We start from the raw sequence: 18,521 nt of genomic DNA, 5'->3' as shown, positions 1-18,521 counted from the left end.
CATAATCTGAACAGCGTCCTATTGCAGTCTTGGAGATCTTTTTATTGCAAAAAAAAACAGGGATATGCGCAATAACTCGCATATCCCTGTCGTATTTACTACTTAGTGGAAAATAAAAATAACATTGTACATCTTATAGACTAGCGTGATCACGTTTGGTGTAAGTCTTACGCTTCTCCAGAAGCTTGTTCAGCGCATCAATATAAGCGCGGGCACTTGCTTCTAGAATATCGGTGCTAAGTCCACGGCCTTGTGCAGCTACTTCTCCCTGCGAAAGCACCACATGAACCTCACCCTGCGCATCTTTACCACGGGAGACCGATTTAATCGAATAATCTCCAAGGGTAACTTCCTCATTCGTAGCTTTATCAATAGCATTGTAGATGGCATCTACTGAACCATTACCTTCGGCCTCAGCTACAATCGGCTGGTCTTCCGGACCCGCAATGATAACCTTGGCGGTTGGAACAGCTTCATTACCATAAGTAACGAACATCGTTTGCAGCTTAAAGACTTCTGGCGTATCAATTAATTTCTCTTCAATCAAAGCCAAAATGTCTTCATCTGATACTTCTTTTTTCTTATCTGCCAAATCCTTAAATCTAGAAAAAGCGGTGTTCAGCTCTTCTTCGGACAAATCATACCCAAGATCACTCAACTTATCGCGGAAAGCGTGCCGTCCAGAGTGTTTGCCGAGTACCAGCTTGCTCTCTTTAAGTCCAATAGTCTCCGGTGTCATGATCTCGTAGGTAGTTTTCTCTTTTAGCATCCCGTCCTGGTGAATACCCGATTCATGAGCAAATGCGTTAGCTCCTACAATCGCTTTATTCCCTGGAACCACCATACCTGTCAGCTTGCTGACCAGACGGCTTGTGCGAGAGATCTCAGATAACGTAAGCGATGTTTTTGCACCAAAAAATTCAGCCCGTGTCTCAAGCGCTAGCGCAACTTCTTCAATCGCTGTGTTCCCGGCACGTTCACCGATACCGTTGATCGTTCCTTCGATCTGATCTGCACCATTCTGAATCGCAGCCAACGTATTTGCTGTAGCCATACCAAGATCGTTATGACAATGGGCACTAAGCTGTACGCGTTCAATATCAGGCACATTCTCTTTTAGATATTTAAAGATAGCTCCGTACTCCGAAGGATTCAAATAACCTACAGTATCCGGGATATTAACAACATTAGCGCCTTCCCGGATAGCCATGCCGACCATTTCAGCCATGAAATCATACTCCGTACGGCCCGCGTCTTCTAATGAAAACTCGAGCTTAGGGAAATATTTTTTAGCGTATCGGATAGCAGACTGTGCAGTTTCCAGCACCTGAGCCTTATCCATCCGTAGCTTATGCTGGCGGTGAATAGGAGATGTAGCCAGAAAAATATGAATACAAGGGTCCTGCGCTCCCTGTAGTGCTTCTTTTACAGCATCAATATCTGTCTCTCTAGAACGAGAAAGGCCGATTACCGTGACGTTCTTCACAGCTCTTGCCACCGCATTAACAGAAGCTAGATCACCTGGAGAAGCTGCAGGAAAACCCGCTTCCATGCGATCAATTCCCAGCTTCTCTAACTGGTAAGCGATCTCCACTTTCTCACGCGTGTTGAGGTTCACACCTGGTGACTGCTCTCCATCTCGCAGTGTCGTATCGAACACATAAATTTTCCGCATGCTAAGCACCTCCCAAAAATTGTGCTGAAACTCTCAAATGCGGCTCGCAAAGTCACGGCCGCATTTGAAGGTAATACTATTTAATCATAAGTATGATTATGATTATTTCTTAATCCAGTGCATCATTTCACGCAATTGGCTACCTACAACTTCTACTGGGTGAGCAGCTTCGTTGCGGCGAGTAGCGGTAAGGAAAGCACGTCCGGATTGGTTCTCAAGGATAAAGTCACGAGCGAATTTACCTTCTTGAATATCTGTCAGAACAGCTTTCATAGCTTTTTTAGTATCTTCAGTTACAATACGTGGTCCAGTTACATAGTCACCGTACTCAGCAGTGTTACTGATAGAATCGCGCATGCTGGACAATCCGCCTTCGTATACCATGTCAACGATCAGCTTCAATTCGTGCAGACATTCGAAGTAAGCCATCTCAGGAGCATATCCTGCTTCTGTCAATGTTTCGAAGCCAGCTTTGATCAGTGCGGATACACCACCGCAAAGTACAGCTTGTTCACCGAACAAGTCAGTTTCGGTTTCTTCACGGAAGGAAGTTTCGATAACCCCTGCGCGTGTACAGCCGATACCTTTTGCATAAGCAAGACCGATTTCTTTAGCTTTTCCAGTTGCATCTTGTTCGATAGCAATCAAGCCAGGAACGCCAAAGCCTTCAACATAAGTACGACGAACCATGTGACCTGGAGATTTTGGTGCTACAAGCAGCACGTCTGCATCTTTAGGAGCAACGATTTGTCCAAAGTGTACGTTAAAGCCGTGGGAGAACATCAAAGCTGCGCCTTTTTTAAGGTTTGGTTCTACTTCATTTTTATATACCGAAGCCTGTGTTTCATCTGGCATTAGGATTTGCACAACATCTGCACGGGATACTGCTTCAGCTACTGGCAATACTTCAAAACCGTCATTTTTCGCAGTTTCAAAAGATTTACCTTCACGAAGACCGATGACAACTTGAAGACCACTGTCACGCAGGTTTTGTGCTTGGGCATGTCCTTGGCTACCGTACCCGATTACCGCAATTGTCTTTCCTTTTAATACACTAAGTTCTGCATCCTGTTCATAGTACGTTGTAACTGCCATTGTCAATATCCTCCTTTAATTTGAGACCCATCATAAAGAGCGGGTGCTTCAAGAGAACTGGAATCATAGAAGATCTAGCTGCTCCTCAAGCTCCCGCTCTTTAGCGGGAAGTTCATTCATATCATATCAGATTAATGCAATCAAGCAGTAATCCGTTAAAGTCGCAAAATAAAATATTTAAGAGTTACCGCGTACCATAGCCGTAATACCCGTGCGAGACAGTTCTCTGATTCCATAAGGTTTCAAAAGCTCGATCATCGCATCAATCTTCACTGTATCTCCAACTACCTGTACTAACAATGTAGTGCTGCCAATATCAACAACTGAAGCCCGGAAGGTTTCTACAACGCCCATAATTTCCGGACGCTCACTTGGATCAGCATTCACTTTAATCAGAGCCAGCTCACGAGCAACCATGGGCTTAGATCCAAGATCAACGACTTTAATTACATCAATTAACTTGTAGAGCTGCTTCTCGATTTGTTCAAGCGTATGCTGGTCTCCAAGAGTAACGATAACCATCCGGGACAATCCAACCTCTTCAGACTGGCCAACCGTTATACTCTCAATATTAAATCCGCGGCGACCGAACAAACCCGACACCCGTTGAAGCACACCCGGCTGGTCATTTACGAGTACAGAAATCGTATGTCTTGTCACTGTTATTCATCCCCCATCAGCATATGATCGATGGTTGAACCTTGAGTTACCATCGGGTAGACATTCTCGTCTTTTGGAACAACGAATTCTACCAATACTGGACCCGGTGTTTCCAGTGCTTTCTGCCATGCATCACGTGCTTCTTCCTTATTCGTCGCCCGTAGACCTTTTACACCATAGGCCTCAGCCAGCTTAACGAAGTCCGGACTGCCTGCGAGGTCTGTAAAGCTGTAACGTTTATCATAGATAAGATTCTGCCATTGGCGAACCATGCCAAGCACCTGATTGTTAATTACTACAATTTTGACTGGTATATTGTTAATCGCACATATCGCTAGCTCTTGGGAACACATTTGCATGCCGCCATCACCATTAATCGATACTACCAACCGTTCAGGATGTGCCATCTGTGCACCGATAGCTGACGGGAATCCGAAGCCCATCGTTCCAAGACCGCCTGAAGTAATCCATGAACGCGGATGATTGAACTTATAGTATTGTGCAGCCCACATTTGATGCTGACCAACATCCGTTGTAACAATCGCTTCACCTTTAGTGGTGTCATTGATCATTTCAATCACCCATTGTGGTTTAAGCTCTGTTTCTGAATCCTTATACCGAAGCGGCTGATCTAGCTTCCACTGAGCAATCTGTGTTCTCCAAGCATCAGCATTAGATGCGCGGCCAACCTCAGGATTCAGCATTTCCAATACCGTTTTCACATCGCCTACAATCGGAATATCAGGCGATACATTTTTCCCGATTTCTGCAGGATCGATATCGATATGCACGATTTTGGCTTTTGGCGCGAAGCCGTCCAGTCTGCCAGTAACACGGTCATCAAAACGTGCACCGATATTAATGAGCAAATCGCACTGTTGGATCGCATTATTCGCGGTATACGTACCATGCATACCCGGCATTCCCATCCAAAGTTCTTCTGCACTAGGGAAAGCTCCGAGACCCAGCAAGGTTGTAGTAATTGGAATCTCTGTCCGTTTCACGAATTCGAACATAGCTTCATGTGCTCCGGAGTAAATAACTCCACCACCTGCAATGATGATCGGACGTTCAGCAACCGCAATCGCACGAACCAATTTATCAAGCTGCAGTTTGTTTGGAACTGTACAAGGATTGTAGCCCCGAAGATTCACTGTTTTCACTGGTGTGAACAACGTCTTCGCTGCTGACACGTCTTTCGGAATATCGATCAACACTGGACCTTTACGACCGGTATTCGCCACATGAAAAGCTTCATGTATAACACGCGGGAGATCCTCAACATCTCTTACAAAGTAGCTATGCTTAGTGATTGGCATCGTTATCCCGGTAATGTCTGCTTCCTGGAAAGCATCTGTACCGATCAGGCTGGAGAATACGTTACCTGTGATTACAACCAATGGAGTGGAGTCCATATATGCTGTAGCAATACCTGTTACAAGATTCGTTGCTCCGGGACCTGAGGTAGCTATACATACCCCTGGTTTGCCACTTGCTCTAGCGTAACCGTCAGCTGCATGAATAGCACCTTGCTCATGACGTGTTAACACGTGATTGAAATCCGTAAAACCGTACAATGCATCATAGATGTACAGTACAGCTCCACCCGGATATCCGAATACAGTGTCTACACCTTCTAATACAAGGCTGCGGAGTAATATCTCGGAACCGGAAATGACCTCCGGCTCCATCCATTTTTCTTTTAACTGCTCAGTAGACCGTAATTCCGGTATTTGCGCGCTCATCAGTATTCCTCCTCCGATATTTAACATTCATTATGCAAATGACGGACCGTCCTTTATACATCAGCAAATGGTTCCTTATAAAACAAAAAAACCTTTCGCCTCCCACGCACAGTATTAGCGCGTGAGGGACGAAAGGTTGATCTTCCGTGGTACCACCCATGTTTGCATTACATCTCGCGATGCAACGCCTTATCAGGTATACAAAAATCCATCGATGTAGGCAAGGGCCCTAATCTCTGTAACCTGAAGTCCCTAACGCGGACTAAACGATTTCCCCTAATAATTCCACCACTCTAGCCAGTGGACCTTTCAGGAAAACAGCTCCGAGGTGAGCTCGTATATAAGGGATTTCGGTGGAGGTTGCAGCAGATCCTCACACTCTCTGAGCAAAAGAGCCCTTAAAACTTCGTCCTCATCATTGCCGATACATGTATGTTCGATAAAATGTTTAGACACATTATATGATTCCTAACATGGATAAGTCAATACCCTTATTTTTAATATTGTCACAACTCCTACTTCTACGTGCTGGGAACCCCCACCATGCTCCCGACATATGATGTACGACAATGCGTAGAAAGGGGGCGCTCTATGATCCGTTATCGTCGACCCAAGCAGGATGACGTCATTATCCTTGATTTAATCGAGCGACAGCTTGTACCATTATCTCATTTGCCAAAGACTGAAATTGCCAAAATCAAAAAAGATATCCCCCGTCGTCTGGGACACGGTATCACCTTAGTCGCCTGTCCCGACTATGAGAGTGATCCAATGGGGTTTGTCCATTTCCTGCTGCATGGTGATTTACTTTATATCGATATGTTAGCCATAGCACCCGCAGCACGGCGCAAACACTTGGGGAATATGCTCATGGATCGAGCAGAACGATTTGCACTATCACGCGGATGTCATCGGGCTAAGGTATCCGTCGATTTAGGAAACACAGCAGCTCTTGCCTTTTATCAAAAATTGGGCTACAGCGTAGCCCGTTATCAATCCCTAAGCTTCTGTTACGAATTGGAGAAAAGGTTCATCTAGTTAAATCAAATTTCAACTGAACTTAAAAGAATCCGAAAGGTGGATAGGGTGTGCCTCCGTACCCGTAACCTCCATAAGGATTGCCATAGCCAGGACCTCCGCCATAAGGCGCTCCACCGCCATAGCCACCACCAAAAGCATAAGGTGCTGTACCAATGGCTAGCAAATCAAACAACACTAAAGGAATGATTGCTTTGGTTTGTACTTTTTTACCACTTACGCGTTGTAATATCAGACGATTTCCGGATACACGAAGCAGTTTCCCTGTCACCTGAGTACCGTCCTTTTTTACTGCAATGATCTGCTTACCTACGAGTCTCATAACTTGCTTCTTCGTAACTGGCTTAGTCATATGATCCCCTCCTAAATGTTTTGTACGCCTCTCATTCGCATCATCTACAAAACAGTCTATTCGTTGGAAAGGACCTTCGCCTGTACACTTGCCCTCCTGCCTCAATGTTTATCCTTGCTGATCCTAATAAAAAAGCCGTATTTCCGGGAAAAGACCGGAAATACGGCTTTGAATAGTTACATGTCTATCGCTTACCAGGATCGTATGGCTGACCTAATGCCTTAGGAGCAGAGGAACGGCCTACAGCCCCTACCAGTACGATGATAGTCAGTACATAAGGGATCATAAAGATAAACTCTTGAGGAATATTTTGTGACCACTCATACAATTGAACATAGTTGCGAATCGCTTGGGAGAATCCGAAGAATACCGCTGCACCAAAGGCGCCAAGTGGATTCCATTTCCCAAAGATCATCGCTGCAATGGCGATAAAACCTTGACCAGAGATTGTATTATGTCCAAAGGTTCCGGTTGTTGTTAAAGTGATTGTAGCCCCACCAATACCCGCCATCAATCCACTCAACATTACACCGATATATCTCATCCGATTAACTTTTACACCCAGTGTATCTGCAGCACTTGGATGCTCACCTACTGCACGCAAACGCAATCCAAATGGCGTCTTAAACAGAACCAAATAAATAACGATGACCAGTATTATGGCCAGATAAGTTGTAGGATAGGAATTAAAAATCCCTTCACCAATCACTGGGATTTTGGAGAGCCCAGGAATTGCAACCTTGCTAAACCCATCAATGATCGGAGTTTCAGCAGATCCATCAAACAGGAGCTTTACCATATAGAGCGTGCTTCCTGCAGCTAAAAAGTTAATAACCGTACCACTAATCGTCTGATCAGATTTAAAGGTTATAGATGCAACCGCATGAATTAGTGAGCCTAGCACACCAACAGCTATAGCACAGAGTACACCAACCCAAGGAGCCCATTCGCCCATTCCAGCGTCCTGAGCATAATAACCGCCTACTGCTGCCGCAAAGGCACCAAACATCATCAAACCTTCAAGTCCAATGTTTACGACACCGGAACGTTCAGAGAAGATGCCGCCAAGTGAGGCAAAAATGAGCGCTGTGGAAAAAACAAGCGTTGTATTAAGCAGTTGACCTAACGTCTGCAGATCCATCTATAACACCTTCTCTTTCTTGCGCTTGAAGTAAAAGGGCTTAAGCACCCAGCGCACAATCCCTTGTGCCGCAATAAAGAATATGATTGAACCAATAACGATACGAATAAGCTCTGGTGGAACATCTGCAGCAAAACTCATACCCGCAGAACCATAAGTCAGCGTACCGTAGAGAATCGCAGCCAGAATAACACCAAGTGGATGTGTTAAACCAAGAAGAGCAACAGCGATACCATCAAATCCATATCCTGGCGATGCCGCGAAAATAGCTTGATAATGGAATACACCAAGCACCTCTCCTGCTCCGGCCAGACCGGCGAATACACCACTTATGAACATTGCTTTCATAACGTTACGTCCAACATTCATCCCTGCATATTCGGCAGCATGTGGATTGTAACCAACTGCACGCATTTCGTAGCCCTGCTTGGTCTTCCATAAGTACACATAGAAGAATACCGCTGCAGCAAGAGCAATAGCTGTACCCCAGTGTAGACGTGCATTATCAAATATCGAATTCAAAAAGGTCATGGAAAGCGAGGCCGGAATATCCTCGGAACGATTTTGTCCTGGAAGCAACAAAAAGTTTCTAACGATATAATTCGACAGGTAAAGAGCAATCCAGTTTAACATGATTGTGGTAATAACTTCGTTAATTCCACGTTTTGCTTTCAAATAGCCAGCGATCCCTGCCCATAAACCACCGCAGACACCCGCAATAATTACAGCAAGCGGGACAAGCAGGAAGGATGGCAGACCTGCCATCTTAATACCCACCACTGTTGCCGCTGTCATACCAATCATTACTTGGCCATCTGCCCCGATATTAAACATCCCTGAACGGAATGCGAAAGCTACGGCTAGCCCGGTGAGCATTAATGGTGTCATTTCGCGCACAGCTTCACCAAAGTTATACAAATTACCAAACACCCGTTTGAACAGTGCGGAGTAAGCAGTTATCGGATCATAACCGCCCAGAAGCATAACTATTGCTCCCACAAGAAAACCAAGCACGATGGCAACCAGAGGAACGATGTAGCTGTCAGTTGTGAAGATTTTTTTGAACTTATTCAACTGCCTTACCTCCCCGCTGCAAGCTGCCTGCCATCATAAGACCCAGTTCCTGATCATTCGTATCTTGCGGGAACACTTCACCGACAATTTTCCCTTCATAGATAACAGCGATTCTGTCAGAGACGTTCATAATCTCGTCCAATTCAAAGGAAATAAGTAGAACAGCCTTTCCTTGATCACGCTGAGCTATGAGTTGCTTCTGAACAAATTCGATAGCCCCAACATCTAAACCGCGCGTAGGTTGTGCGGCAATTAACAATGTCGGATTTTTATCTATTTCCCGCGCAATAATCGCTTTCTGTTGATTTCCGCCGGATAAAGAACGGGCTTTGGTCTCTATTGAAGGTGTACGTACATCAAATTGCTCTATAAGCTTCGCTGCGTACTTATCAATGACATCATTTTGCAAAAAGCCATTTTTGTTGTAAGGACTCTTATAATAGGTTTCCAAAACCATATTCTCACTCATGGTGAAATCAAGCACTAATCCATGCTTGTGGCGGTCCTCAGGAATATGAGAGACATTCATCTCTGAAACCTTCCGCGGTGATAAATTAGCAATTTCATTGCCAGAAACGGTTATCGAACCCGAATCAATTTTGCGCAGACCTGTAATGGCCTGGATCAACTCACTTTGTCCATTGCCATCTACGCCAGCAATCCCGAGAATTTCCCCTGCTTTAACTTCAAAGCTAAGACCATCCAGTACGGAGACCCCGTCTTTACTCTTACTGCTGACATCCTTCAGTTTGAGTACAGATTGGCCAACTTCAGGAGCTTTCTTGTCCACTTTAAAAGTTACGCCACGCCCAACCATTTTTTCAGCTAGCTCATTAGGATTGGTCTCTGCGGTATTCACAGTATCAATTACTTTCCCACGTCTAATAATGGTGACCCGATCAGATATTTGCATGATTTCTTTAAGCTTATGCGTGATCAAAATAATGGATTTTCCCTCTGCAACAAGCCGCTTCATAATCGCCATGAGTTCCGTAATTTCTTGAGGCGTAAGTACTGCGGTCGGCTCATCAAATATGAGAATATCCGCTCCACGGTACAGGGTCTTCATAATTTCTACCCTTTGCTGCATACCTACCGAAATGTCATGAATAACGGCATTTGGATTCACTTGCAGGCCATATTGCTCCGATAGCTTCCGAACCTGTTCCGCAGCGGATTTATAGTCAATTTTAAGACCTTTTTTCGGCTCCATCCCAAGAACAATATTCTCGGTCACCGTAAAAGGCTCCACAAGCTTGAAATGCTGATGAACCATACCAATACCAAGCTCAATAGCTTTATTGGGGTTATCAATAATAACCGGTTTCCCGTCGATTTCAATACTGCCTTCATCCGGTTGATACAATCCAAATACAATGTTCATTAAAGTGGACTTGCCTGCACCATTCTCACCAAGCAATGCAAGGATTTCACCCTTTTTAAGCGTCAAGCTAATGGAATCGTTAGCAACAATACCGGGAAAGCGTTTTGTGATTTGCTTCAACTCTACGACAGGAGCCGCAGCACTCATGGAATCACCCTCATCACAGAATATATAACTACCTTATAGACACGGATGTACCGCCCTTTGTAAGGCGGTATATCTATGTTCCTCTTATCATAACCAGTGCTTTAACAAGGAATAAGGCCAGCACAACACCGGCCTTATTCTTTGATCCTTATTGTATTGCAATAAATGGAGACTAACTATTACTCGGAAGGAACAGTGATTGTTCCATCAATGATTTGTTTTTTGTATTCTTCAACTTTAGCCAGGATCTCTTCAGAAACGTTGTCCTTAGTATCAGAAATACCTACACCATTATCTTTCAGACCAAGAACGGTTGTAGTACCACCCTTGAACGTACCGTCAATTACTTCTTTAGAAACTTTAAGAACAGCTTCGTCTACACGTTTGATCATGGAAGTCAAAGTAACGTCAGTACCAAACTCGATGGATTGGTCTTTATCTACACCAATAACCCATACTTTAGTACCGCCTGCTTTGTTACGAGCTTTAGCTTCGTTGAATACGCCATTTCCTGTTTGTCCAGCAGCAGGGAAGATAATGTCGTTTCCGTCGTTATACAATGTAGCCGCAAGAGATTTACCAACGTCTGGTTTGTCATAACCACCAGCATAAGTAGGTGTTACTTTAGCTGAAGGGTTAACTGCTGCTACACCAGCTTTAAAGCCAGCTTCAAAACGTTTGATTACAGGGCTTTCCAGACCACCGATGAATGCAACTTTGTTAGTTTTTGTAGTCAGACCAGCAACCACACCAACCAAGAAGGAACCTTCATTTTCGGAGAAAGTAACGGAAGCTACGTTAGGAGCTTCAACTACGCTATCAATGATAGCCAAGTTAGCATTTGGGTTCTCAGTAGCTACTTTTTTAATTGCGTCGCCAAGATCAAAACCAATACCCCAAGTCAAATTGTATCCATCTTTAACGAAGGAGTTAAGGTTTGGCTCATAGTCAGCATTTGATTTACTTTGCAAGTACTTAACGCCACTACCTGTTTCTTTTTCAAGAGCTTGCAATGCTTCCCATGCGGATTGGTTAAACGATTTATCGTTTACGCCACCAATGTCAGTAACCATACCAAATTTGAAATCGGATTTAGGTGCGTTTGTTCCTGCATTGGTTCCTGCATTAGTTTCACCTTTAGCGGCGTTGTTATTGTTGTTTCCACAGCCTGTCAAAACGACTGTAAGAGACAGCAACATTGCAAGAGATAGCTTTAAACCTTTTTTCATTGAATGTAATCCCCCTTAAAATATTGGATGTCTTCTGTGTTCTGCTTGGACATTCCATTAGTTCAAATTATAACTGCAATAAAATCTAAAATCCAGTGCATAAATGACCTCAGGTCAATAATAATTTGCACTTTTTAGCAAGTAACCGCTTTCCATGACATAGCATGTTACAGTTATGTCTGGTTAATGTCAGAAACCCTGATTTTACTCTGTATAGTATTCCAACACATTACAAATATTATTGCACACTTAAGTGTTTTCTATTATTATGATTCCTTAGTAATTGCACTGAAAGGAAGTTATCAGATCATGACCGAAGAAATAAATCCACAAACAACACCGGCCTTCAAATATTGCCGTGAATCCCGTGTCTTCAAAACCGGACGCGTTTTCCCTAATGATGTCAATAATCACAAAACATTATTCGGTGGCAAGCTTATGAGCGGCATTGATGAAGTAGCCTCCATTTCAGCTATGCGCCATTGTCGAACTAACGTCGTCACAGCCTCTACAGACTCTGTAGACTTCTTGAGACCCATTCGCCCTACTGACTCCGTATGCTTTGAATCCTTCGTCTCCTGGACCGGACGGACAAGCATAGAGGTGTTTGTGAAGATCATTTCAGAAAATCTATATACTGGAGAGCGCGCTGTCGCTGCTACTTCATTCCTAACCTTTGTCGCAGTCGAAGAGGATGGCACGCCTACTCCGGTCCCAGCTATCATCCCAGAGACAGACGAAGAGAAGCTGATCAACGAATCTGCTAATGAACGTTCCGAGCTACGAAAAGTTCGCCGCAATATCAGCAAAAAACTCGCCGCTCAATTAAACACCATAAAGTACTGGGAATAGCTCTGCAGATGCAGAGCTTTTTCTTTTATGTAGGGAATGTCAACGCTGCTTCATCCCTATCTTACCGCACAAAAAAGCACCGCTGCATGGGCAACCCGCAGGCGGTGCTTTTCGGTTATATTACAACACTTACGCGTTGATTTTCTCTTTAGCAATACCAGCCAAGGAGTTGAATGCGTTAAGATCATTCACAGCCAGATCAGCCAGCATTTTACGGTTAACTTCTACACCAGCCAATTTCAGGCCGTATACAAGCTTGCTGTAAGAAAGACCGTTCAAACGAGCTGCTGCATTAATACGAACGATCCACAGTCTGCGGAAGTTACGTTTAGTTTGACGACGGTCGCGGTAAGCGTAAACCATCGATTTCATTACTTGTTCTTTAGCTGTTTTAAAAATACGGTGTTTAGAACCGAAATAACCTTTTGCCAATTTCAACACTTTTTTATGTTTACGACGAACTACAAATCCGCCCTTAACTCTTGCCATATTAATAAACCTCCCAAAAATGTGTAATAAACTATTTCAAGTTAGCCAATCCTTGTTTCAAACGTCTTACATCCCCAGGGGCCATTACTGGATTTCCGTTCAGAACGCGCTTAGCGCGTTTAGATTTGTGGGACAGCAAGTGGTTTTTGTGAGCTTTGTAACGTGTTACTTTACCAGTTCCGGTAATTTTGAAGCGGCCTTTCAGGCTGCTGTGTGTTTTCATCTTAGGCATGGTGTTTCCTCCTTGAATATTATGCGGCGCCAAATTGCAGATAAGCAAGTGACTCCAGATTTATTGAGCTTTAGGAGCCAAAATCATAATCATGCTGCGGCCTTCCAGCTTTGGCTGGCGCTCAACAACAGATATATCAGCCACTTCGTTCTTCACTCGTTCGAGGATTTTTTGGCCGATATTCGCGTGTGTAATCTCACGTCCGCGGAAACGTACGGAGCACTTCACTTTATCGCCCTCACCCAAGAACTTGATCACATTGCGGAACTTAGTTTGATAATCATGTTCCTCAATGTTAGCACGGAACCAGACTTCCTTGATATCAACGACCTTCTGGTTTTTACGCGCTTCCTTCTCTTTCTTCTGCGTTTCATAACGGAACTTGCCGTAATCCATGATGCGGCATACCGGCGGCTTAGCCTGTGGTGCTACATTGACTAGATCCAGATTAAGATCGATCGCCATTTGCAGCGCTTCGCGGATCGGTTTAATTCCGATTTGCTCACCTTCCGCACCAACCAACCGTACCTCTTTGGCCCGAATTTCATCATTGATCATATGTTCCTTACTGATAACTCTCCACCTCCGGATCTTTTTAACAACTATTCTCACGTAACTCCATAAAAAAGGGGTGCCGGTAACACCCGACACCCCGTGTTTGATCAACGTTCATGAACATTAACATTCATAAAGCATTGAGATCAAAACCAGCCGGCGAATATGCCAGTCAGGTGAGAAGCAGGTGCTTCTTCTTGCAATCCCTATGATTTGCGTACTTGAATACTATACACCACACTATTCGGGGTGTCAATCCTTTTATGCAGAAATTTCGTGAATTTTATACCTGCTTACTTTGTACTTCTTCAAGTCGTACTACGCGAGTATGCTTGGTATGGCTCCATTGCTTATTGTTCTGCGTGAAGAACGCATAGAACGTAATCGGATACCACGAGATCAAGTAGATCGGGAAGAATACAAGATAAGCATATACTTTCTTGAACGTAACCTTCTCCAATGCCATCGCAATACCAAAAGTCACCAGATTGGCGCCAATAGCCAGGAAGCTGAGCCAGATCGGCAAGCTGCCGTAAATGTTAGCGATATTCGGTCCGTTAAAGAACGCCATATCCACCCACATTACCGCCGTCATTAAAAAAGTGAGCAATACAATATATACATTCGCTCCATAAAGCGCGAGGTCAAACTTCGTTAAGCTGCGTTCTTTAATACTTTGCCAAAGCAATGGGAAAAAATAACGGCGAGCAACAGTGAAGTGCCCCTGCATCCAACGCAGACGCTGTCTTGAGGAGGCCTTGAAGGTTAACGGCTTCTCATCAAATACCTTTGCATCATAATTGAACTTAGGATATACACCATGTGCTGCACTACGCATCGTAAACTCCAAGTCCTCGACCAAACTTGTAGCTCCCCAGCCCATTTCTTTAAGAAGTGTGGTCTCAAAACACATTCCGGTTCCGCCAAGGAAGTTAGCCATATTTAAATTATGGCGTGAAAGTTGCCACAAACGGTTAATATACCAGTACGAAATACCATAAGCAGCTGTAATCCAGGAATCCTCTGGATTCTTGGTGTCGATATAACCTTGGATTACCCGTGCACCTGAACAAAGATCATTATTCATCTCCATCAGGAACTCAGTATGCGCCAAGTTATCGGCATCGAACATGACAACAGCATCATATTGCCGGGGCATAGCCCACAGCTCTTTAAGCATCCATTCTATTGCGTAGCCTTTACCTCTCAGATTTGCATTGGTGCGGACACAAGCGTTCATGCCGTGTTCTCTAACGATGCGAGCTGTACCGTCTGTACAATTGTCACAAATTACAAATACATCGTACAGTTCTGATGGATAATTAAGCTGCTTCAGATTCTCCATTAATGCGCCGACAACTTCTTCCTCGTTATGTGCGGCAACAAGTACGGCAAAAGATTTTTCCGGCTTATACTGCGTTTTTTTCTTTTTCCTGTGCAGTCCGAATAATGAAAACGTAAACTGATAGACTGCGATTGCTGCCAAGATCACTTGGAGCGTAACAAACAGTGCGTCTGTCATGACCTTTTGATGCCCCCTTTTTTCACTCTTGGTGTTCTTTTTTTCTCTCTAGCTTGCTTGACGTTCTTTCTGACCCTTTTGTTGCATCCCTTAACAATAGACCAAGAGTATTCTTATTCTCGGCAGACTTTACAATTTTTATATATGCTGTTTAAAAGAATTCTATGGATTCCTTTTTTTGAATCCTTATTTATCTCTTACCCTTTTAAACAGGTTTAGTCTGCTTGAATCATTGTAAAGCGTAATAGTGCTCTAAGTCAAAACTGGCAAATTTCGTGTAAACCTGAGCTTTTCCTTGAAATGAACTACCTTTAAAAAGTATGATTAAGACAGATCTAAGCTATAGAACGGATTACTGCATTAACATCTGTTAACGGTAGCCGGACTAGCGGAGGGAATTAGATATGAGACATTTATTCATGAAACTACATCTCTGGGAGCGGCATCTTTTTAAGTGGATCAACGGACGAATGCATAATCGTTTTTTGAACTTTTGGCTCTTTTACCTTACTCATTTGGGTGGAGCTACAAGCACGATTGTTATCAATATACTGGTATGGGTATTAGCTCCTGAGCCTTGGAGAACTACAGGTTTACAAGCCTTGACAGCACTAGCTGTCAGCCATATACCCGTAGCTATCGCCAAAAAACTGTACCCGCGTATGCGTCCTTATCTGGCGTTACCGGAAACCAATACTTTTCGTAATCCATTAAAGGATCATTCTTTTCCATCTGGTCATACTACAGCTATCTTTGCTTCTACGGTCCCTTATATGCTGGCGTTTCCTGCTTTGACCGTTATTCTGCTGCCGCTAGCTTGTATTGTCGGATTTTCTCGTATTTATCTTGGATTGCATTATCCATCAGATGTTATAGCTGGCGCAGTGATCGGTTCCTGCGTAGCAGCTGGTACTATAGCCTTATGGATGTAAAGCATTTATTGTTAATAACCGGGAAAACCCTTGAGAATAGGTGAATCAACATTGCGTAAAAAAAGAATCTTAATACTCTCGGAAGGTTTTGGCGCCGGACATACACAAGCAGCTTATGCGTTGTCGAGCAGTCTGCGCCAATTATCGCCTAATTTACAAACGAAGGTGCTAGAACTTGGAAATTTTTTAAACCCCAAGATGGCACCTATTATTCTGTCTGCTTACCGAAAGACGGTAACGACACAGCCTAAATTGATGGGTTATGTCTACCGTCACCAGAAATCATTCAATCGTCTTACCACGCTTGCCTTGCATCGTATATTTTATACGCATGCCAAAAATATTGTGAGACAACTGAAACCCGACGTAATTGTCTGCACACATTTTATTCCAGGTGCTGTAGTGTCCCGCCTAAAGAGATTGGATCCTACCCTAAATGTGCCGCTCGTCACCGTCATAACCGATTATGATGCGCATGCAACCTGGATTAGCCCAGAGGTAGACCTTTACCTGGTTTCAACACCTGAGGTTAAATCCAAATTGCGCAGCCGAAATATTCCTGCCACGAAAATTCAGGTAACAGGTATACCGATACACCCTAATTTTTGGAAGCATCCCGGAAAGCAGGAGATTCGAGAGCAATTCAATCTGCGGGAGATGCCAACCGTTCTTGTCATGGGCGGAGGCTGGGGAATCATGAACGACCAAGTCGTAAATGCTTGTCTGGCGGAATGGCGTGACAAGATTCAGATTGTTTTCTGTCTCGGCAATAACGAACAGCTGCTAAAGGAAATGAAAGAAGACCCGCATTATAATCATCCTAATATCTCCTTACTCGGCTTTACGCGTGAAATCCACAAGCTGATGGAGGTGTCCGATCTGCTGGTTACAAAACCGGGAGGAATGACCTGCAGTGAAGGGCTTGCAAAAGGTATTCCGATGCTCTTCCATCACCCTCTTCCCGGGCAGGAGGAGGAGAATTGCCGCTACTTTACTGCAGCCGGCTTCGGAGAACCCATCGAATCTTTAGAGGTTGTCGAAATGTGGATGGAGCGCCTCTTAAACAACTATGAGGATGTGCAAAACAAGCGCAAACTTCATCTTGAAGAAATTGCGCGATACCATCCTTTACAATGTGCTCAGAGTATCATCGAATTATTGGAATAGTTAATTAAAAAAGCGGCAGCCTCCAAACTACTTTACTTGGAGAGTTGCCGCTTTATTATTGAAGCATGCCATTTGAAGCAGTGCTTTGTAACTACAGCCGATATTTATCCAATCGGGTAGCCTGATACTGTTTGAGTGCTTCTGCACCTACAATTGCCTCGCAACGATGGATATTCACGCCACGTCCGACAAATTTCGTCTCATATTCTGTCATGATATGATCCTCGTTGATGATGCCATCTGCATGTAGGTCCAAAGAAATATTTTTCATCTGCAAGCCAAAGTCCGCAAAGGCATTTAATGAGAACTCAAAAAGACTGCGGGAATCTGTTTTTAGATGAATTTCACCTAGATCGCTAAGCAAACCGCGATATTTGTCAAGAAAACGCGGATGTGTCAAACGACGCCGGGCATGCTTGCTTTTAGGCCACGGATCGCTGAAATTAAGATAAATCCGCTCAAGCTCTCCCGGAGCAAATACTTCCTCAGCATAATCGATATTTGCAAGTGCCAATTTCAGGTTAGGCGGTGTTTCATGTCCTGCCGGCTCCCATACTGCTCTAGCCTTATCTCCAGCACGGCGGATCAGCTCATCATACATATCCACTCCGATAAAGTTAATATCAGGATATTTAAAGCTCATTTGGCTGATAAACTGTCCTTTGCCCATTCCGAACTCCACATGGATCGGATGATCGTTACCGAACAGCTTGGACCACTCACCTTTATAACTCCGAGGATCTAGAATGACTAAATCCGTCTGTTCTTCCAAACTTTCACGTATTCCTTTTCTTCCGCGTAAACGCATAGGTATTCCTCCGATTATCTCTTATACGATAACTGTCACTTGCAATATTGTGCCGAAATTGTCCCAAAAAGTAAAGGGATTGCGGTAAAAAAAGAAAAAGGAATTCTCTGGTTCAGCTCTTAAATGAGCTGTTCAGAGGAATTCCTTCGTTGTTGTATATTGGAATAGATTTCGTTCTTGTCTGGCAAATCAGGATTTACTTTGTGTTTGTGGCAAATGTCTTTTTTTCGAATGCGCTACGAATTTTGCGCTGCGCATCTGTCTTGATCTTAGGGTTGCCGTTAAATTCCACGCCCGTTAGTGCAAGGGCTTCATCTGGTGTTAAGTGGACTTCAATCGAATCTTTACCCTCAGCATATACCGTTTGAGAATTCATTGCTATCACCTCACGGTTATTATTATGGATCGGACGACACGAAATTAT

19 protein-coding genes and 1 other annotated feature are annotated in these 18,521 nt (G+C 43.9%); of the genes, 4 read left to right on the top strand and 15 right to left on the bottom strand.

What is annotated here, in order from left to right; all coding sequences use genetic code 11:
- Positions 1-133: 133 nt before the first annotated feature.
- The 4 genes from NST58_RS07400 to ilvB all read right to left on the bottom strand — a co-directional run bounded on the left by NST58_RS07400 (position 134) and on the right by ilvB (position 5,175).
- Positions 134-1,675, bottom strand: coding sequence for a 2-isopropylmalate synthase (locus tag NST58_RS07400; RefSeq protein ID WP_038569217.1), 1,542 nt, complete (start codon positions 1,673-1,675; stop codon positions 134-136).
- Between the two features lie 102 nt (positions 1,676-1,777).
- Entirely contained in the window at positions 1,778-2,770 is a 993-nt protein-coding gene (gene ilvC / locus NST58_RS07395; protein WP_036679485.1) for a ketol-acid reductoisomerase, read from the bottom strand.
- Between the two features lie 177 nt (positions 2,771-2,947).
- Entirely contained in the window at positions 2,948-3,436 is a 489-nt protein-coding gene (ilvN, locus tag NST58_RS07390; RefSeq protein WP_170914191.1) for an acetolactate synthase small subunit, read from the bottom strand.
- Positions 3,433-5,175: a biosynthetic-type acetolactate synthase large subunit gene (ilvB, locus tag NST58_RS07385; RefSeq protein ID WP_036679490.1), complete on the bottom strand. Its 1,743-nt coding sequence runs from the start codon at positions 5,173-5,175 to the stop codon at positions 3,433-3,435. Before ilvB ends, ilvN begins: the two co-directional genes overlap by 4 nt.
- Before the next feature lie 591 nt (positions 5,176-5,766).
- On the opposite strand from ilvB, the gene NST58_RS07380 reads away from it, so the two are divergent.
- Positions 5,767-6,213 (top strand): GNAT family N-acetyltransferase, encoded by a 447-nt coding sequence (locus NST58_RS07380; RefSeq protein ID WP_036679492.1) that lies wholly within the window; start codon positions 5,767-5,769, stop codon positions 6,211-6,213.
- 22 nt (positions 6,214-6,235) lie between these two features.
- Here the strand turns inward: NST58_RS07380 and NST58_RS07375 are convergent, their stop codons facing one another.
- From NST58_RS07375 to NST58_RS07355, 5 genes are all read right to left on the bottom strand, one after another.
- Positions 6,236-6,565 (bottom strand): hypothetical protein, encoded by a 330-nt coding sequence (locus tag NST58_RS07375; RefSeq protein WP_076128060.1) that lies wholly within the window; start codon positions 6,563-6,565, stop codon positions 6,236-6,238.
- A 184-nt stretch (positions 6,566-6,749) separates the two neighbouring features.
- Positions 6,750-7,706 carry an ABC transporter permease gene (locus NST58_RS07370; RefSeq protein ID WP_036679496.1) on the bottom strand — a complete coding sequence of 319 codons (957 nt, stop codon included), beginning with the start codon at positions 7,704-7,706 and terminating at the stop codon, positions 6,750-6,752.
- Entirely contained in the window at positions 7,707-8,780 is a 1,074-nt protein-coding gene (locus NST58_RS07365; protein ID WP_076107269.1) for an ABC transporter permease, read from the bottom strand.
- Entirely contained in the window at positions 8,773-10,311 is a 1,539-nt protein-coding gene (locus tag NST58_RS07360) for an ABC transporter ATP-binding protein (RefSeq protein WP_036679500.1), read from the bottom strand. Before NST58_RS07360 ends, NST58_RS07365 begins: the two co-directional genes overlap by 8 nt.
- 179 nt (positions 10,312-10,490) lie before the next feature.
- Positions 10,491-11,540, bottom strand: a complete 1,050-nt coding sequence (locus tag NST58_RS07355) for a BMP family ABC transporter substrate-binding protein (protein WP_076107271.1) — start codon at positions 11,538-11,540, stop codon at positions 10,491-10,493.
- Positions 11,541-11,849: 309 nt separating this feature from the next.
- Here NST58_RS07355 and NST58_RS07350 point away from each other — a divergent pair, with 309 nt between their 5' ends.
- Positions 11,850-12,392, top strand: a complete 543-nt coding sequence (locus NST58_RS07350; RefSeq protein WP_051491073.1) for an acyl-CoA thioesterase — start codon at positions 11,850-11,852, stop codon at positions 12,390-12,392.
- A 129-nt stretch (positions 12,393-12,521) separates the two neighbouring features.
- Here the strand turns inward: NST58_RS07350 and rplT are convergent, their stop codons facing one another.
- The 4 genes from rplT to NST58_RS07330 form a co-directional block, all read right to left on the bottom strand.
- Positions 12,522-12,881 carry a 50S ribosomal protein L20 gene (gene rplT / locus NST58_RS07345; RefSeq protein ID WP_036679505.1) on the bottom strand — a complete coding sequence of 120 codons (360 nt, stop codon included), beginning with the start codon at positions 12,879-12,881 and terminating at the stop codon, positions 12,522-12,524.
- Positions 12,882-12,912: 31 nt separating this feature from the next.
- Positions 12,913-13,113, bottom strand: coding sequence for a 50S ribosomal protein L35 (rpmI, locus tag NST58_RS07340; protein WP_036679507.1), 201 nt, complete (start codon positions 13,111-13,113; stop codon positions 12,913-12,915).
- Between the two features lie 60 nt (positions 13,114-13,173).
- On the bottom strand, positions 13,174-13,671 hold the full coding sequence (gene infC / locus NST58_RS07335; RefSeq protein ID WP_036679510.1) for a translation initiation factor IF-3: 498 nt from the start codon (positions 13,669-13,671) through the stop codon (positions 13,174-13,176).
- 57 nt (positions 13,672-13,728) lie between these two features.
- Positions 13,729-13,873: a sequence feature (ribosomal protein L20 leader region), on the bottom strand.
- Between the two features lie 78 nt (positions 13,874-13,951).
- Complete coding sequence (locus tag NST58_RS07330) at positions 13,952-15,190, bottom strand: glycosyltransferase family 2 protein (RefSeq protein WP_036679513.1); 1,239 nt, start codon at positions 15,188-15,190, stop codon at positions 13,952-13,954.
- 404 nt (positions 15,191-15,594) lie between these two features.
- On the opposite strand from NST58_RS07330, the gene NST58_RS07325 reads away from it, so the two are divergent.
- Positions 15,595-16,122, top strand: coding sequence for a phosphatase PAP2 family protein (locus NST58_RS07325; RefSeq protein WP_076128062.1), 528 nt, complete (start codon positions 15,595-15,597; stop codon positions 16,120-16,122).
- 51 nt (positions 16,123-16,173) lie between these two features.
- On the top strand, positions 16,174-17,289 hold the full coding sequence (locus tag NST58_RS07320; protein WP_076128064.1) for a glycosyltransferase: 1,116 nt from the start codon (positions 16,174-16,176) through the stop codon (positions 17,287-17,289).
- A 91-nt stretch (positions 17,290-17,380) separates the two neighbouring features.
- On the opposite strand, the gene trmB is transcribed toward NST58_RS07320, so the two are convergent.
- Positions 17,381-18,097 carry a tRNA (guanosine(46)-N7)-methyltransferase TrmB gene (gene trmB / locus NST58_RS07315; RefSeq protein WP_036679523.1) on the bottom strand — a complete coding sequence of 239 codons (717 nt, stop codon included), beginning with the start codon at positions 18,095-18,097 and terminating at the stop codon, positions 17,381-17,383.
- A gap of 196 nt (positions 18,098-18,293) precedes the next feature.
- A complete protein-coding gene (locus tag NST58_RS07310; RefSeq protein ID WP_036679526.1) occupies positions 18,294-18,473 on the bottom strand; it encodes a hypothetical protein in 180 nt (59 codons plus the stop codon).
- Positions 18,474-18,521 lie beyond the last annotated feature (48 nt).

Origin of the sequence: Paenibacillus sp. FSL R10-2796, assembly GCF_037965315.1 — a bacterium.
Taxonomy (GTDB): domain Bacteria; phylum Bacillota; class Bacilli; order Paenibacillales; family Paenibacillaceae; genus Paenibacillus_AQ; species Paenibacillus_AQ odorifer.
The sequence above is the reverse complement of the archived record's forward strand: the minus strand, read 5'-3'. Positions and strand labels throughout refer to the sequence as shown.

What these genes read in the sequence shown, in the direction of transcription:
- NST58_RS07400 (WP_038569217.1), bottom strand. Translation starts at nt 1,675, where the DNA reads ATGCGGAAAATTTATGTGTTCGATACGACACTGCGAGATGGAGAGCAG.
- ilvC (WP_036679485.1), bottom strand. Translation starts at nt 2,770, where the DNA reads ATGGCAGTTACAACGTACTATGAACAGGATGCAGAACTTAGTGTATTA.
- ilvB (WP_036679490.1), bottom strand. Translation starts at nt 5,175, where the DNA reads ATGAGCGCGCAAATACCGGAATTACGGTCTACTGAGCAGTTAAAAGAA.
- NST58_RS07380 (WP_036679492.1), top strand. Translation starts at nt 5,767, where the DNA reads ATGATCCGTTATCGTCGACCCAAGCAGGATGACGTCATTATCCTTGAT.
- NST58_RS07375 (WP_076128060.1), bottom strand. Translation starts at nt 6,565, where the DNA reads ATGACTAAGCCAGTTACGAAGAAGCAAGTTATGAGACTCGTAGGTAAG.
- NST58_RS07370 (WP_036679496.1), bottom strand. Translation starts at nt 7,706, where the DNA reads ATGGATCTGCAGACGTTAGGTCAACTGCTTAATACAACGCTTGTTTTT.
- NST58_RS07360 (WP_036679500.1), bottom strand. Translation starts at nt 10,311, where the DNA reads ATGAGTGCTGCGGCTCCTGTCGTAGAGTTGAAGCAAATCACAAAACGC.
- NST58_RS07355 (WP_076107271.1), bottom strand. Translation starts at nt 11,540, where the DNA reads ATGAAAAAAGGTTTAAAGCTATCTCTTGCAATGTTGCTGTCTCTTACA.
- NST58_RS07350 (WP_051491073.1), top strand. Translation starts at nt 11,850, where the DNA reads ATGACCGAAGAAATAAATCCACAAACAACACCGGCCTTCAAATATTGC.
- rplT (WP_036679505.1), bottom strand. Translation starts at nt 12,881, where the DNA reads ATGGCAAGAGTTAAGGGCGGATTTGTAGTTCGTCGTAAACATAAAAAA.
- rpmI (WP_036679507.1), bottom strand. Translation starts at nt 13,113, where the DNA reads ATGCCTAAGATGAAAACACACAGCAGCCTGAAAGGCCGCTTCAAAATT.
- infC (WP_036679510.1), bottom strand. Translation starts at nt 13,671, where the DNA reads ATGATCAATGATGAAATTCGGGCCAAAGAGGTACGGTTGGTTGGTGCG.
- NST58_RS07330 (WP_036679513.1), bottom strand. Translation starts at nt 15,190, where the DNA reads ATGACAGACGCACTGTTTGTTACGCTCCAAGTGATCTTGGCAGCAATC.
- NST58_RS07325 (WP_076128062.1), top strand. Translation starts at nt 15,595, where the DNA reads ATGAGACATTTATTCATGAAACTACATCTCTGGGAGCGGCATCTTTTT.
- trmB (WP_036679523.1), bottom strand. Translation starts at nt 18,097, where the DNA reads ATGCGTTTACGCGGAAGAAAAGGAATACGTGAAAGTTTGGAAGAACAG.
- NST58_RS07310 (WP_036679526.1), bottom strand. Translation starts at nt 18,473, where the DNA reads ATGAATTCTCAAACGGTATATGCTGAGGGTAAAGATTCGATTGAAGTC.